This is a genomic window from Nonomuraea sp. NPDC049750, from assembly GCF_040659625.1.
Lineage (GTDB): Bacteria > Actinomycetota > Actinomycetes > Streptosporangiales > Streptosporangiaceae > Nonomuraea.
Window position 1 is genome coordinate 100,287 of record NZ_JBFANB010000017.1, and the last position, 13,800, is coordinate 114,086.

The window sequence follows — 13,800 nt, forward strand, 5'->3', positions numbered from 1 at the left end:
CTCAACCTCCGGGAAACTTCGTCTCCTCGGCCGCGCCCGTCCAGTAGACGGCCAAGGCCCGGGCCTCGGCCTCGTCCTCGGGTCCGCCAAAGGTCGCATAGTGATCGCCGAGCTCGGCGTAAGCAGCTGCCGCCAACTCCGGGAACCGGGCACCGGCCGTTTCCGCGATGCACCGCACGTCCTCGGGCAAATGCATGGCCATCGTCATCCGCATCAGGCGCTCACCGATGGCGGCGGCGACCTCCTGCGGGTAGGCGTTCTCGCTTTCGAGCACGTACCGCCACATCGTCGACCCGAGTTCGGCCGTCACACGCAATTCCAGCAGGGCGGCCACCATGTCGTCGTGACCCTCGCGGGCATGGACGAACACCAGGTCGGCGGCGATCAGCGCCATGCGGGTGCGGTCGAGGTCGCCGCCGGCCCACGTCGCGTCCGCGGTCTCGAAGTCGCCGTCGAGCAGGGCCACGGCGAAGTCGATCACCTCGTCTCCGCCGTCGTACGCCCGCCTTAATTCGTTCAGCGCCCCGGGGCGGTCGCCCTCACGCATGAGCCGATGCGCGCGCTCGGCCGGGGACACCATTCCCGCGCGCTTTCGGGCCTCGCCCATGAACTCCGGCGTTCCGAACTTCTGCCCGATCAGGTACGCGGCCCGCGCGTCCGCGTACCGGCCCTCCCCGGAGAGCCGGACGCAGAGCTCCAAGGCGGCCCTCGCCTCGTGGGCGATCTGGTCGTCGAAGCGCAGGGCGTCGAGATCGGTGTCGAGATCGTCAAGGGCCAGCAGCGCCCGTACCCTGGCCTCGGGGTCGTCGACGGTGGTCGCGCGCCGGAACGCGTGCGCCGCCCCTTCCCTGTCGCCCTGGTCCTTGAGGATCAGGCCGAGACGTACCAACTGACCGCCCGCCACCGTCCGGCCCCATGACGCGAAGCCGGTGCCCATTCCCTGCCCCTCGCGGAGCGGCTCCAGCCAGCGCTTGTCGGTGACAACTACGTCGTAGTCGGCTTGGATGAGCAGGTCCTCGTGTTCCCATCGTTCGTGCCACCGGTGGAGGCGCCGATCGAGTTCCGTGTAGTGGGTTTCGTACAGGCTGGCGAGCTCATCGCCAGGAGGGAGGTTCCGGGCACTGACTCTCTCCACGCTCTCAATGAAGCGGCCTGCGTTCGCTTCGACCCAGTCCAGGTCGAGGGTGTCTTCAAGCGCGACGCGGCCGTTGAGCGGGCCGCGCCGTCGTCCCGCCTCCCCGTCAGCGGCCTGCCACAACACGCCGAAGAAGAAGATCCGCCCCTGAGGAAGAAGATCGCTGTGAGACTGGGACGGATCGTAGTCGGCCAGGAACACGCGGAGCCGCACGCGGCACTCGTCGAGCTTCAGGACGCGGACGCCGTGGGTGTAGATGATCATTCGGCCCTCAATCGTCGATCATGAGCACGGTCGGCGGTCATGAACTATAGGGCGGACAGCGACCATTCCCACCACGCGGTCGCGCCTGCTTCGCCCAGGTGAGCCGGCGCCGGGCTCCTAGGGTGCGGTGCGGTAGAACTCGGCCGCGGTGACGGTGGCGGGGATGCCGAGTTCGGCGGCGACCGCGGTGATCGCGGTGGCGCCGACGTCGAGGTCGACTTGGCCGTCAGGGTTGAAATACGGTGCGATGAACGTCTCGTAGTGGGCCCGGACTTCGTCCGCGGTGTGTCGGCCGATGAACGTCCGCATGTGCCGCAGCGTGATGTCGGGTTCGGTGCGGATCGTCTCCAGGGCGCGCCGGTGGGCTCGTACGACCGCCTGGACCGCGGGGTCGTCAGGCTGGACGTAGGTGGGATCGACGGCCACGCCCACGGTGGGGATCTGGAAGTGGTCGCCGATCCAGGCCAGCACCTGCCAGCCGTTCTCGGCGGCTACCGCCTCCGGCGCCATGGTGGTGCCGACCAAGGCGGCGTCGATCGTTCCGTCACGCAGCCGGCGCAGGTCCATGCCGTAGTCGCCGGGCGGGCGGACAATGGTCTGGATGTCGCGGTCCGGGTCGAGGCCGGCCTGGCGCAGGACGATCCGGGCGAAGCAGCCAGGTGCGGTGTGGGGGGCGTGTATCGCCAGCCGCCGGCCGGCCAGGTCGGCCAGACAGGTCAGGCCGGAGCGGGCGAGGAACCAGAACAGCGGGCGGTGGGTGTTGACGTTGAGTGCGACCCAGGGGATGCCATCGGCCAGCCGGGTCAGCAGTGCCCGGCCGAGCCCGATGGTGGCGCCGTGGCGCACCCGCTCGTTGTCCCAGGCGCAGCCGTCACGCAGCGCGACGTGGACGCCCTCGTCGGCATAGTAGTCCTGCTGGTCGGCGATGTAGGCGGCCAGTTCCTCGTGCAGACCCCGCCCGACGAAGGTGAGATCGATCGTGTCCATGGACGTCTTTCCTTGATCGTGTCACCGCGCGTGCCGTGACGGTGTACCGGATGCCGGCCGGACCGAGGGGGTCACTACATGGACATCCCGCCGTCGACCGCGGCCGTCGTGCCGGTCATGAAGCCGTTGTCCTCGCCGGCGTAGAAGGCGACCACTTGGGCGACGTCGCTTGTCTGTGCCAGGCGGCCCAGGGGAGTGGCGGCCAATTGCTGCCTCTTCTGCTCCTCGTCGAGCGCCTTGGCCGCGATGCGGGTGTCCTCCACCGGGCCGGGCTCGACGACGTTGACCGTAATGCCCCGCGGGCCCAGCTCCTGGGCGAGGTAGCGGGCGAACTGCACCAGCGCGGCCTTGGCCGTGCCCAGTGCGATCATGTTCTTCCGGGGCCGGTGGCTGAGGCCGGTACCGATGTAGACGATGCGTCCCCAGCCCTGTTCGGTCATGGAGGGCAGGACGGCTTTGGTGATCACGTACGCCGCGCGCATCTCGTCGTCGAGCTTGCCGCCCAGCTCTTCCCACGTCATGTCCTGGAACGGCTTGATCGCGTACGGGGTGAGAGCGTTGTGCACGAGCACGTCGATGCCGCCCCATGCCGCCCGTACCCGCTCGGTCAGGCTCTCGACCGCCGCCGCCTCGCGTACGTCGGCCTGCACGGCCATGGCCTGGCCGCCCGCGGCCTCGATGCCGGCCACGATCTCCTCGGCTGCCGCGCCGCTGCGAAGGTAGTTGACCACCACGCGCATCCCTCGCTCGGCCAGAAGGCGCGCGGTGGCCGCGCCGATTCCGCTGCTGGACCCTGTCACCAATGCCACCCTGCTGGTCACCCCAGTCACGGGCCCACCTCCTGCTCAATCGCGGGCGTCGGCATGACCGCCCGGAGTCGTACATCGTCGATGGCGGGGGTCTGTCAAAAGGGGATCGCTCCGAAGAGGTGGATGCGCGCGAGCTATCCGCGGTCGCCTAACGACTCGACTTCGCGGTGCTCCCCCATGAGCTCCGCATACCCGGTCACATGGGGTTCTATCGCTTCGGTCGGTTGCCGGTCATGGCGTCATCCGACCCGCTGCAGGGCGCGCTCGCGGCGTGCCGTCATGGTTGAGCCGGACTCGCCGCGTGCCATCCGGCGCAGCACCACCGGCGCCAGGAGCAGGCCGAGCACCGCCCAGGCACCGAGTACGCCGACGGTCTCCAGGTGTCGCCAGGATTGGCCGATCTCGATGGCCGCCGCCGAGTCCGGCAGCAGGGCTGACCGCATGCCCAGGCCCATCCAGTAGATGGGGAAGGTCTGGGCGATCCATTGCAGCCATTCGGGCAGCGCGGTGATCGGGTAGAAGATGCCGGAGATGCCGATCACGGCCAGGAACGGTAGCTGGATGAGCCCTTGGGCGCGTGCGCTGGTGAACACCGAGCCCAGGACCGCGCCGAGCGGCAGGGTCGCGACCAGGCCGAGCACCAGCGTCCAGGCCAGGGTGGGCCAGGAACCGAGGCCGATCCGCAGGCCCTCGACGAGGAGCATGGCGGGCACCAGGAAGATGACCAGATCGGCTAAGAGACCGCCGGCGACCGAGATCACCTTGCCGATGAGATAGGCGGGCATCCCGTGCGGGGTCGCCTTGGCACGCAGCAGAGTGCCGTCCTCGCGGTCGGCGGTGAGCTGCTGGCTCATGCTGAGCATGCCGGTCGCGGCGTTCATGCCCAGGATGCTCGGCAGCGCCAGCACTCCTAGCAGGAGCCCGCTGGATCCGAAGGGCAGGTCCCGGATGAAGAACATGGTGGCCACCATCAGTCCGGGCCAGAGGAAGTGGGAGAACAGATCGGCGCCATTGGTGAACGACTGCCGCAGCTCGATGCGGCCACGGGTCCAGCCGGTGCGCAGTACGGTCGTGGCCGGGCTCATCGGGTGGCCTCCTGGGGAGATTCGGCCTGGCGGACCAGGGAGAGGTAGGTCTGTTCCAGCGAGGCACGGTGGACTTCGAGCTCGTGGATGTCGTCGCCGTATCGGGCGAACAGCTCGCGGGCGAGCTTGGTCGAGTCGGTGCTCCGCTCCGTGAAACGCTGCCCGCCGCGCAGCCAGCGCACCTCGTCCTCACCGGTGATCCGCTGGGCGAGTTCGCCGGCCGTGCCGTCGGCGATGATCCGCCCGCCGTTGAGTACGAGGATGCGGTCGGCCAGCTTCTCGGCCTCGTCCAGATCGTGGGTGGTGAGCAGGACTGTGGTCTCGCCGGTGCCGACGACGCGTCGTACCAGATCGTGGAACTCGCGTCTGGCCTGCGGGTCGAACGAGGCGGTGGGCTCGTCGAGGAACAGCAGCTCCGGACGGCCCACCAGGCCGATCGCCACGTCCAGCCTGCGCCGTTGTCCGCCGGACAGCGTCCTGAGCTTCTTGCCGGCGTGCTCGGTCAGGCCGACCGCCTCGATCAGCTCGTCGGGGTGCCAGGGCCGCTGTATCCGCGGGGTGGTGTACGGGGCGTAGTAGGTGCCGAGGTGGGTTAGGAACTCGCGTACGCGCCATTTGCCGTGATCGCGCCAGGACTGCAGCACAACCCCGAGCCGGGCCCGCCACCGCTCGTCGCCGTCCGCGGGGTCGGTGCCGAGCACCTTGACCTGGCCCTGTGAGCGGGTGCGGAAGCCCTCCAGGATCTCGATCGTGGTGGTCTTGCCGGCGCCGTTCGGGCCCAGCAGGGCCAGCACCTCGCCGTGGCGGGCGTGGAAGGTGACGTCGTGCAGGACGTCGACCGAGCCGTAGCGCATGCGCAGCCCGCCGACGTCGAGCACGACCTTGTCGCTCGTCGTCATGAGATGACCTTTCTTCGTGCATTGAGCGCCTCGGCCTCGCCGCACATGCCGGTGTGAGGCGTTGCGAGGGCATGCCTGATCACGGCCTGAGCCGAGCGGCCCGCTTCGCTGCGCGGGCGGCCGCGGCCCAGGCCGGGGCATAGGGAAAGGGAATGAGAATCAGGTGGCGTCAAGGAACGCCTGGCCGCAACCGTTCAGTTGGCGAAGCGGTGGGCCGGTCTACCAGCTGTTTCCGGCTCTACCAGCTGTTTCCGGCGAGCGCCTCCCGAGCGCGCGCCATCAGATCCACCCGGTCCAGACCGGCCAGGGCGAGCGCGCGGGGGACCGTGCCGATCCCGGTGTCCAGGACGCCGAGCAGCAGATGCGCCGGCCGCAGGTCCTTCTTGCCGGTGGCGGCGGTGAAGCCGCGTTCGATCGCGAGCCGCGCCGAAGCGCCGAGCTTCGGCGGCTCGGGGGCGGCGGCGGGCTTGGGGAGGTCGAAGGCGGCGACGCTCACGCCGACCGCACTCAGGCTGTGCTCGAACTCCCTGTCGAGCGCGTCCCGGATCGCCTGCCGCCCGAGCCCGGCAGCGGCCAGGACGCGGTGGGCGGCGGTGCCTTCGTCGGCCGCGATCGCCAGCAGAAGATGGTGGGCCTCGATCGCCGAGGACCCATCCTCTTGTGCCTCCGCCGCTCCCCGCTCCATGATCGCGTTGATGTAGTGATCCATCGCACTCACTGTCGTCTCCTCAGCGCGACTCCGGCGGCGATGAGCCGCTTGACGTGCTTCTTGTGCACCGCCTGGCGGGTGACGCCGAGGGCCTCGGCGACATCCGGCCAGCTCCAGCCCGCGCGCATGGCCTGCTCCACGGCGGCGTCCTCCAGCCGATCGGCCAAGAGCCGCAGCGCCACGACGGCCGCCAGCGAGTCGGCGGGATCCTTGGGAACGGGTACGTCTTCGACCGGCATATAAGCAACCGTAGTTGACTAGCCGTAGATAGTCAACATCGGTTGCTTAGAGTCTCAGGCCGCGGGCAGCTCGTGGAACCTCGCGATCATCGGGTTCGTTGACCGGGGGTGGGGAGCAACAGCAGCAAGAGACGCCCGCGGAAACGGGATCGCCGACGCGACAGCAGAGCTCCGTACCCAGCCAACGCACCGCGCCGCCCCCAGGCCCCCGACAATCTCTGGTTGACCTGGGGGCTGCCCGCGGCCGGCGTGGTCATCACCTTCGAGCTCCTGTACTACACCGTCTTCGCCGACAAACTGGGCGGTACGAGCGTTCTCGGGGTTCTGGGGGCCGCCGCCTGCGCGTTCGCCGCCCAGTTCGCCAGTGGCTTGTCCGGGTACGTCAGGAACCGGCGAACCGAAGAATTCCCCTTCGCGGTCGTGGGCACCGTCATGGGGGCCGGGGCGGCGGTCGCCGTACTCATCCAGGTCGTCTTCATGAGCTGAGGACGGTCCGGGCTCTCGGCTCGGCGGTTGTCCCCGGGCCTTCTGGCGGTGGGCGCGCTATGCCGGGATGAGGCCGAGTTGCCGCAGCTGTGAGTAGAGGTCGACGACTCCCCAGATGTCGGTGATCTGGCCGTCGGCGAAGCGGATGATGAAGATCTCGTGGTAGGTGACGGATTTGCCGGTCGGGGGCATGCTCCGGTATTCACCGGAATTGGTCCCGGTGACCGTCTGCCGAGCGACGATCTTGTCTTCCTCGGCGATCAGGTCCTCGAGCGTTATACGGATGTCGGGATACGCGCGCAGGAGGACCTCCCAGATGCGCTTTTGCGCCTGCACCGCGTTCACGGCGGTCCGCTCCGCCGTGTGGAAGCGCCCGTCCGGGTGAATGAGCTCGTCGATCGCCTTTGAGATGACCTCCAGATCGCCGCTGTTGATGGCCTCGTGGAAGCGGTGGTACGTCTCCTTGTTGCGTGCTTCCTGAGCTGTGGACACGTCGCCTTCTCCTTGGATCGAGATCATGCGGTCATGGACGCCTGGCGATGAAACCGGCGCCTCGATACCTACCGACGAGATAGCCCCTCGGAGTGTGACGCCGATGCCGGCCGGCTGTGATGATCCGCTTCCCCGATCCTGGCGCCACCCTTCACCGCCGACGGGGCGGCTCGCGACACCGCCCCGCGCCGGCGGCGCCCAGCATCACCATGTCGTACGCCATCCAGGCCAGGCCCGCCCTCGGCTGGCGCGAGATCATCATGGCCGGGCTGTCGGTCTGGGCGCTCTACGTCATCGTCACCCAGATGCTGACAGGGTAGGACGCCAGGAACAGCGGTCGTCGCTACGCCTCGGCGTTCATGGCGGCCAGCGGATGATCCCGCGCAACGACCTGCTCACCTCGGTGGCCGTGCTGGGGGGTGTGGCCGTCGCTGCCGCATGATGCCCGCTCACTTGTCGACGGCCCATACCGCGGCGGCGATCGGCTCGAGCTCCGTGACCAGCTCGTCGAGCTCGTCCGCACTGAGCACGTCGTACGCCGGCGCTGCCAGCTCGTCGGTGAGGGCATCGATCCGCTCCCTGGTCTCCCGGCCGGCGTCGGTGAACCCGCCGGCGGCGTCCACGAGGCCGCGGCCACGCAGCCTATCGACGACGGCGGCCAGCTGTGCCTTGGGCAGGTGGTGGATCCGGCCGAACTCCTCCGCCCTCATCCCGAGGGAAAGAGCCATGAGGACGTGGGCCTCGGTGCCGCCGATGCCGTGGGCGAGAAGGGCGGCGTTGTGGCCGTCCCCGCGATGCTCCCGCAACAGCGTCGCCGCGTGCCATAGCCTGGCCACTGGCTCCTCGGGCACGTCGAGCGCCTGGAGCCCGGCGTACAGCGCTCGACCCTCGGCCGGCGCGCTGACCGCTGCCCGGGTGGCGAGGTCGGCGACCCGCACCAGACCAGGGGAGTCGGCGAGCTCCCCGATCATCTGCCGCAGCGCGGCGGCGCTACCCCGCTCGCGCACGGCGATCGCCTCCTCCGGGCTGACCTTCCCCCACACCCATGGGATGTGGCGCGCCACCTCGCCATCGGCGAAGTTGTAGAAGACCGCGTGCACCACCGCGGCCGGTGCCGGCCCCAGCGGCGCGGCCCGGCCCGCGAAATACCCGTCCCAGTAGTTGCGCATACCGAGGGCCAGGAACGCCTCGTTCACCACCTCGGAGAAGGTGACGGTGGCGATCGGCTCGACGAGCTCGAACATGCGGTGGACCTTGGCCCGTGGGTGCTGCAGCATCGCTCGGCATCTCCCTTGGTCGTGACAGCTGGTCGTGACAGCTGGTCGTGACAGCTGGTCGTGACAGCGCCCTTGTGGGCGACCGCTCACCCTAGCTACGAACAACGCGGCCCAGATCCGACAACTCCGGTCGATAATCCCAGTCGATTCTGCCGGACAGCGTCGGGGTATCGCCCGGACTCGGTTGCCGCGGTCTGGTTGCTGGCTGGGCCAGACTTGGTCCGTGCTCACCACAGCTCATATCGACCATCCGTCTGCGTAAGGAGCCCACGTCCGCAGGTTTGGACGTACGCCGATGAGCCTGGCCCAGCGGAAGCGCCCGCGACACCGTTCCTCGAAACCGCCGACAGCATCCAACGACGGCGAAGGCGACCGAGGCGCGTACCTCGGGTTCGAGGAACATTTCGACCAGCGCGCGGTTAGCCGAACTCAGCACGAGGGCTGGCTCGGAGAAGCATCGACCTCACTCTCGCCTTCCTGCGGCAGAAACGGGATCAGACCGCAGCCTGGCCCGGGTCGCTCCAGTCGACCTCGGGATGCCGGGCGTGATCTGCGCAGGTCCGCCCGGAGCGAGTCGACTCGGCGTTCTATTCCCGCAGCCTGGTCCGCGCCGGCGGCTCGATGCCTATTTCGCGCAGTGCTCGTTCGATGAACGCGCTCTTGGCGTTGGAGTAGGCGTTGCGGTTGTCGTGGTGCTGGTCGGCGAGGTCCAGCTTCAACAGTTCGTATTCCTGTCGCAGTTCTTGGTCGGCTCGCAGGGCGTCTCGGAAGCCGAGCAACGCGCGAGCATTTGGGTGATCATGCTCGATCAGATGCAGATGGTGAGTTCTGGCTTCCGGCCTGGGGCGCAGGAACCACAGCCGATAGTGACGGCAGGGATCGTCCGGCCAGAACAACCAGCCGTCCGCCTCGAGCACGCACACCGCATCCTGCGCCTCTGCCAGCGAGCGGACCGGCGCCAGCATGTCGATGACCGGCTTGGCCCCAAGCCCCGGAACCGAGGTCGAGCCAACGTGCTCGACCGGAGCGGCCAGCCACTGAGCAAGCACCGCCGACACCTTGCCTTGCTGGTCGGCGAACCTCGCAGGCCATTGCGGGTCGTACTCAACGATCTCCACACGCTGATCAGGCATACGAGAAACCTACAAGCCTCCCGAACCTCCACCACCGAGGCCAGCACACGAAGGCCCACACCCAACCCGCCAACAAGCTCAGCTCGACAAGGTGCAGAGAAGGCTGCTGTGGGCGGTTGACGTCGGCTGGGAACACGCCACCGAGGCCGAGGCCGCAACATCGGTGGGGTGGTTGCGATCGGAGCGCAATCCGCAGCGGCAGCGGCGACGCGAGGCGGGCTACCCTGCCGGGTCGGTCAATCCCAAGACTGGCAAGCCGATGGTGGCGGCTGGCTAGGCGCCGCGCACAACCTTTCGGTGGTGCACAGCTTCTACGCCTTCCACCTGCGCTTCGGCGACAGCTTCCGGAGCAAAGGCCCCATGACTAACCGAGTCCCGCGTTGCCGGTCCTGTCCCAGCACGTCACGACAAGTGGCACCGGCTGGGCGAACTCCTGAACGAGGCTCAGAAAGTCGGCTTGGGCGAAGAATTCACGGCGCTCGGTGCTACCTAGATAATCAATTCCAAGGGATGCCTGCGGAGGGTGTGGGGTGGGCGGCGGCCGAAGCCTCCGCGAGACGGTCAGGCGGCGGGCTGCCGGCCCTGGTTGTCGAGGCGGCAGCGGGCGGTCAGGCATCAGGGTCGACTTCGGGGTGCGTGAACCGCACGGGCTTGCCCAGCGACCGGGCGTAGGCGATTTCGGCTCGGGTGCTGTCTCCGATGTAGTCGCCGACTACGAGCAACTCATCAGCGAGCCGGATCTTCGCCCGGTGCAGATCGTCGAGTCGAACCTTTAGCGCCTCAGCCTCGACAGGATCGGACCGAAGTTCGTGCGGCGACTTCATGTCACAGCCCGGTTTGACGACAATCTTTCCGGCTTTGGTCTCCCGCAGATCGGCCTCGTTCATCTCGGCCATGAAGCGGGTGGAGCCGCAGATCACGACGATACGCGGAAGGCTCAACAGCTTCTTCGCGTCGGCGAGCTTCTCCTCGGGGGTGAGCAGTTGCGGGTATGACACTGGTTCCTCCTGGTGGTGTGGTCCAAGGGGTGCCTGCGGAGACGAGAACGAGGGTGTCCAAGATCGTTTGTGACGAACGACGTGGACACCCTCGCGACAGCACTCTATGCAACGATCGACGACACGCTGAAGGAGCATCCCGACCTGGCGCCGTGGCGCCCGCCGGCCGGCATTACGCCCCGCCTGAGCGATGCCGAACTGGTCACCCTCGCCACGATGCAGGCCATACTCGGCTACACCTCCGAGGCCAAATGGCTCCGCCATGCCCGTGCCCACCTGCGCCACCTCTTCCCCTGCCTGCCCCAGCAACCCGGCTACGACAAGCGGCTGCGCAAGGCCGCCGGTCTGATGCGAAGCGTCAACCGGATCCTGGCCACCACCACCTCGGTGTGGAGCGACGACGTATGGGGCGTGGACTCCACCCCGGTGGAGTACGGCCGCTCCCGCGAGACCGACGTCGGGCGTAGTGCTCCAGGCAGCGGGTGAGAGCCCAACGCGGAGGGTGCTCGGCGAGGATGAGCGGGCTGTCCGGTGGCCCGCATCACCTCCGCCGGGTCGTATGCCGCCTCGCCGGCGTCAGGCGATCTTGGGGGTGGCGCGCATGCCGACGTACACGCAGGCCGTGCCATCGGCCAGGGTGGAGAAGACGACGGGCATGTAGTCCTCGCTGAAGGATGGGCCCGCCCCCGTGGCCGCGAAGACGGTCTGGGTCACCGGGAGGAGTTCCATGTCCAGGGGCGGGGACATGTCCTTCATGTCGTCCACGAACTCGTAACGCATGCGCAGGCCGTCACCGGCGCCTCTGCTGTCCTGGCTGATGGTGATGACGACGCCGGCGCGCCGGTACGTGCCGAGCAGCGGGGTGACGTCCACGGTAGGGGGTTCGGCGGGCGGGCCGAAGGGGGCGGGCATGGTGACGCCGGCGAGTTCGGCGAGCAGGTCGCGGAACAGGTCGGCGTACAGGAGCCGGGCGCTGCCGCCGTTGGTCAGCAGGACCAGGGCGAGGCCGGCGTGCGGGACGACGCGCAGGTAGGCGTACTGGCCGATGGCGGCGCCGTCGTGACCGTAGCCGGGCACGCCGTTCCAGTCGTAGAGGGTCCAGCCGAGCCCCCAGCCGTCGGCGGAGACGGTCCACTTGTCGGGCACGTCGGTCTCGCGGCGCTGCATGGCGGCGACCGCCTCGGCCGACAGCACCGGGCCGCCGCCGGCCAGATGCATGGCGGCCAGGCGGGCCATGTCGCCGGCGGAGGTGATGACGCGGCCGGCGGGGCCGGCCGAGCGCGGCATGAGGTCCCAGGCGGGGGCCGGGTCGGGGTCGGCGCCGGGTTCGCCCAGGTGGCTCATCGCGGTCGGGAAGCGCAGCGCCTCCTCCGGCAGCGTCATCGAGCGCTCCAGGCCGAGCGGGGTGAACAGCAGGTCCTTGAGGGCCTGGTCCCAGGTGCGGCCGGTGAGGACCTCGATGAGGCGGCCCAGCACGATGTAGCCGAGCCCGCCGTAGGAGATCGCGGTGCCGGGCGGGCAGTCCAGCGGCACGTCCCGGGCGGCCTCGACGTAGCGGGCCAGGCAGTCGTCGCCGCGCCCGCCGTCGTAATTGAAGTCGTTGGTGACGCCGCCGGTGTGCGACAGGAGCTGGCGGACGGTGATCGTCCGGGTGGCCACGGGGTCGGGGGTAGCGAACTCGGGCAAGACGTCGGCCACCCGGGTGTCCAGCGTCAGCCGGCCCTCGTCGATCAGCCGCATTACCAGAGTGGCCGTGTAGACCTTGGCGATCGAGCCGGACAGGAACACCGAGTCAGTCGTCACCTCCACGCCGGTGCCCCGGTGCAGCACGCCGCTCGCCAGCTCGTGCACCCGCCCGTTGACCAGCACCGCCAGTGACGCGCCCGGCACGTGGTGCCGCCGGCGCAGCTCGTCGAAGCGCGCCTGCCAGCGGGCCAGGTCAAAGGTCTGCCCCTGCGAGCCGGCACTTCCCCAGTCGCCGCTGGCCGTCCAGCCACCCTGCTCGGTCCACTGCACGTTCGTCGCCATGCTTCCTCCTGTACGCTGTTCCCCGATGCGCACACTGTACGCATAGTGGATCGATGTACGCAACCGCGCACGCTGCTACGGCCGAGACGGTCAGCAGACGTGAGGCACCACCCGGCGGCGGCGCGGCTGTGTAGCAGCGCAGCGGTGCGGCGATCCAGCCGTGCGGCCGTGCAGCTTGGCGGTTACCAGCGAACGTGTAGCGCACGTGCGCGTTCTCGGCGCACGACGCACTTGGGGCGAGCCTTCGATGCTCACAGAAGGGGATCGCTGTACGCATGCTGCGAACGCCGTACGCTACCATGGGCGTCCCGCGACGAGGAGGCCTGTATGCCAGCCGAGAAGCAGCCCATCCCCTCGGTATGGGCTCGCCCGCGTCCCAAGCGGGAGCAGCCGTCGCTTAGTCGCGACCGGATCGTGTCCGAGGCCATCCAACTGCTGGACGCCGAGGGCATCGACGCCCTGAGCATGCGCAGCCTCGGCGTCCGGCTCGGCGCCGGAGCCACATCTCTCTATCGGCACGTGGCCAACAAGGACGAGCTGATCGAGCTGGTCGTGGACGAGATCTACGGCGAGGTACGGGTGCCCGCCGCCGACCCCGCACGCTGGCGGGCGGCCGTCACCGAATCCGCCCACAGCCTGCGCTCGATGGTGCTGCGTCATCCCTGGGTCGCCTCCGTGCTCGGCCAGATCGGGCTCGCCTACCTCGGGCCCAATCTGATGCGGCAGTCGGAGCGCATGCTCGCCCTGTTCAAAGCGGCGGGCTTTGCCGTTGACGAGGCCGATCAGGCCATGAATCTGCTCATCGCCTACGTCATCGGGATGACCACCAGCGAGGCCGCCTACCTGTCGGTGCTCGCCCGCAGCGGCCAGAACGAGCAAGACTGGCTTGAGAGCCTGCGACCGACCACCGAACAGGTCCTGCGGGACTACCCGCTCCTGCGCGACGGGCGCGCCGCGGAGCAGACCAAGGATCCGGAGCAGATCCGCGCGGAGTCCTTCGTCTACGGCGTCGAGCGCATCCTGGATGGCTTGGAGACCAGGCTCGGCCGCACCCCCGCCCGTTGAGACTCGGCTGGAGGGCGACGGGCTGGAAGCAAGGAAACGTCGGCTCGCTGATCAGCGGGAACCCCGTCAACGCCGGATTCCGTTCCAATCTCTCTGACCCCGGACCCCGCCCACATCCACCGCGCCCGCACCGAACACTCACACCGCCACCGACCGGTTCAACGCCTCCTTCATCCCCGCCCCGGACACAACCG

At 68.8% G+C, this 13,800-nt stretch carries 15 protein-coding genes; 3 read left to right on the forward strand and 12 right to left on the reverse strand.

From position 1 onward, the window contains the following. Nucleotide 1: 1 nt before the first annotated feature. The 7 genes from AB0J16_RS36075 to AB0J16_RS36105 form a co-directional block, all read right to left on the reverse strand. Complete coding sequence (locus AB0J16_RS36075; RefSeq protein ID WP_358548042.1) at nt 2-1,399, reverse strand: hypothetical protein; 1,398 nt, start codon at nt 1,397-1,399, stop codon at nt 2-4. A 117-nt stretch (nt 1,400-1,516) separates the two neighbouring features. Continuing rightward, entirely contained in the window at nt 1,517-2,386 is an 870-nt protein-coding gene (locus tag AB0J16_RS36080) for an ABC transporter substrate-binding protein (RefSeq protein WP_358548045.1), read from the reverse strand. Nucleotides 2,387-2,460: 74 nt separating this feature from the next. Further along, nucleotides 2,461-3,216, reverse strand: coding sequence for an SDR family oxidoreductase (locus tag AB0J16_RS36085; RefSeq protein ID WP_358548048.1), 756 nt, complete (start codon nt 3,214-3,216; stop codon nt 2,461-2,463). A gap of 218 nt (nt 3,217-3,434) precedes the next feature. After that, entirely contained in the window at nt 3,435-4,280 is an 846-nt protein-coding gene (locus tag AB0J16_RS36090) for an ABC transporter permease (protein WP_358548051.1), read from the reverse strand. Continuing rightward, a complete protein-coding gene (locus tag AB0J16_RS36095) occupies nt 4,277-5,179 on the reverse strand; it encodes an ABC transporter ATP-binding protein (protein WP_358548054.1) in 903 nt (300 codons plus the stop codon). Before AB0J16_RS36095 ends, AB0J16_RS36090 begins: the two co-directional genes overlap by 4 nt. 238 nt (nt 5,180-5,417) lie before the next feature. Beyond that, a complete protein-coding gene (locus tag AB0J16_RS36100; RefSeq protein WP_358548412.1) occupies nt 5,418-5,888 on the reverse strand; it encodes a Clp protease N-terminal domain-containing protein in 471 nt (156 codons plus the stop codon). A gap of 5 nt (nt 5,889-5,893) precedes the next feature. Then, entirely contained in the window at nt 5,894-6,127 is a 234-nt protein-coding gene (locus tag AB0J16_RS36105) for a winged helix-turn-helix domain-containing protein (protein ID WP_357955340.1), read from the reverse strand. Between the two features lie 222 nt (nt 6,128-6,349). On the opposite strand from AB0J16_RS36105, the gene AB0J16_RS36110 reads away from it, so the two are divergent. Then, complete coding sequence (locus AB0J16_RS36110) at nt 6,350-6,613, forward strand: hypothetical protein (protein ID WP_358548057.1); 264 nt, start codon at nt 6,350-6,352, stop codon at nt 6,611-6,613. Between the two features lie 57 nt (nt 6,614-6,670). Here the strand turns inward: AB0J16_RS36110 and AB0J16_RS36115 are convergent, their stop codons facing one another. The 4 genes from AB0J16_RS36115 to AB0J16_RS36130 all read right to left on the reverse strand — a co-directional run bounded on the left by AB0J16_RS36115 (nt 6,671) and on the right by AB0J16_RS36130 (nt 10,513). Further along, nucleotides 6,671-7,105 carry an ester cyclase gene (locus tag AB0J16_RS36115; RefSeq protein WP_358548060.1) on the reverse strand — a complete coding sequence of 145 codons (435 nt, stop codon included), beginning with the start codon at nt 7,103-7,105 and terminating at the stop codon, nt 6,671-6,673. 449 nt (nt 7,106-7,554) lie between these two features. Then, nucleotides 7,555-8,382 (reverse strand): helix-turn-helix domain-containing protein, encoded by an 828-nt coding sequence (locus AB0J16_RS36120; protein WP_358548063.1) that lies wholly within the window; start codon nt 8,380-8,382, stop codon nt 7,555-7,557. A 587-nt stretch (nt 8,383-8,969) separates the two neighbouring features. Beyond that, nucleotides 8,970-9,500, reverse strand: coding sequence for a GrpB family protein (locus AB0J16_RS36125; protein ID WP_358548066.1), 531 nt, complete (start codon nt 9,498-9,500; stop codon nt 8,970-8,972). Between the two features lie 623 nt (nt 9,501-10,123). Next, nucleotides 10,124-10,513: a hypothetical protein gene (locus AB0J16_RS36130; protein WP_358548069.1), complete on the reverse strand. Its 390-nt coding sequence runs from the start codon at nt 10,511-10,513 to the stop codon at nt 10,124-10,126. A gap of 69 nt (nt 10,514-10,582) precedes the next feature. Here AB0J16_RS36130 and AB0J16_RS36135 point away from each other — a divergent pair, with 69 nt between their 5' ends. Next, nucleotides 10,583-10,999, forward strand: a complete 417-nt coding sequence (locus AB0J16_RS36135) for a hypothetical protein (protein ID WP_358548072.1) — start codon at nt 10,583-10,585, stop codon at nt 10,997-10,999. Nucleotides 11,000-11,089: 90 nt separating this feature from the next. Here the strand turns inward: AB0J16_RS36135 and AB0J16_RS36140 are convergent, their stop codons facing one another. Continuing rightward, entirely contained in the window at nt 11,090-12,541 is a 1,452-nt protein-coding gene (locus AB0J16_RS36140; protein WP_358548074.1) for a serine hydrolase domain-containing protein, read from the reverse strand. A gap of 414 nt (nt 12,542-12,955) precedes the next feature. Between AB0J16_RS36140 and AB0J16_RS36145 the strand changes: the two genes are divergently transcribed. Next, nucleotides 12,956-13,606: a TetR/AcrR family transcriptional regulator gene (locus tag AB0J16_RS36145; RefSeq protein WP_358548077.1), complete on the forward strand. Its 651-nt coding sequence runs from the start codon at nt 12,956-12,958 to the stop codon at nt 13,604-13,606. The last annotated feature ends 194 nt before the right edge of the window (nt 13,607-13,800 follow it).

Coding starts and splice junctions, on each gene's coding strand:
- AB0J16_RS36120 (WP_358548063.1), bottom strand. CDS start 8,382: ATGCTGCAGCACCCACGGGCCAAGGTCCACCGCATGTTCGAGCTCGTC.
- AB0J16_RS36075 (WP_358548042.1), bottom strand. CDS start 1,399: ATGATCATCTACACCCACGGCGTCCGCGTCCTGAAGCTCGACGAGTGC.
- AB0J16_RS36090 (WP_358548051.1), bottom strand. CDS start 4,280: ATGAGCCCGGCCACGACCGTACTGCGCACCGGCTGGACCCGTGGCCGC.
- AB0J16_RS36100 (WP_358548412.1), bottom strand. CDS start 5,888: ATGGATCACTACATCAACGCGATCATGGAGCGGGGAGCGGCGGAGGCA.
- AB0J16_RS36105 (WP_357955340.1), bottom strand. CDS start 6,127: ATGCCGGTCGAAGACGTACCCGTTCCCAAGGATCCCGCCGACTCGCTG.
- AB0J16_RS36095 (WP_358548054.1), bottom strand. CDS start 5,179: ATGACGACGAGCGACAAGGTCGTGCTCGACGTCGGCGGGCTGCGCATG.
- AB0J16_RS36080 (WP_358548045.1), bottom strand. CDS start 2,386: ATGGACACGATCGATCTCACCTTCGTCGGGCGGGGTCTGCACGAGGAA.
- AB0J16_RS36140 (WP_358548074.1), bottom strand. CDS start 12,541: ATGGCGACGAACGTGCAGTGGACCGAGCAGGGTGGCTGGACGGCCAGC.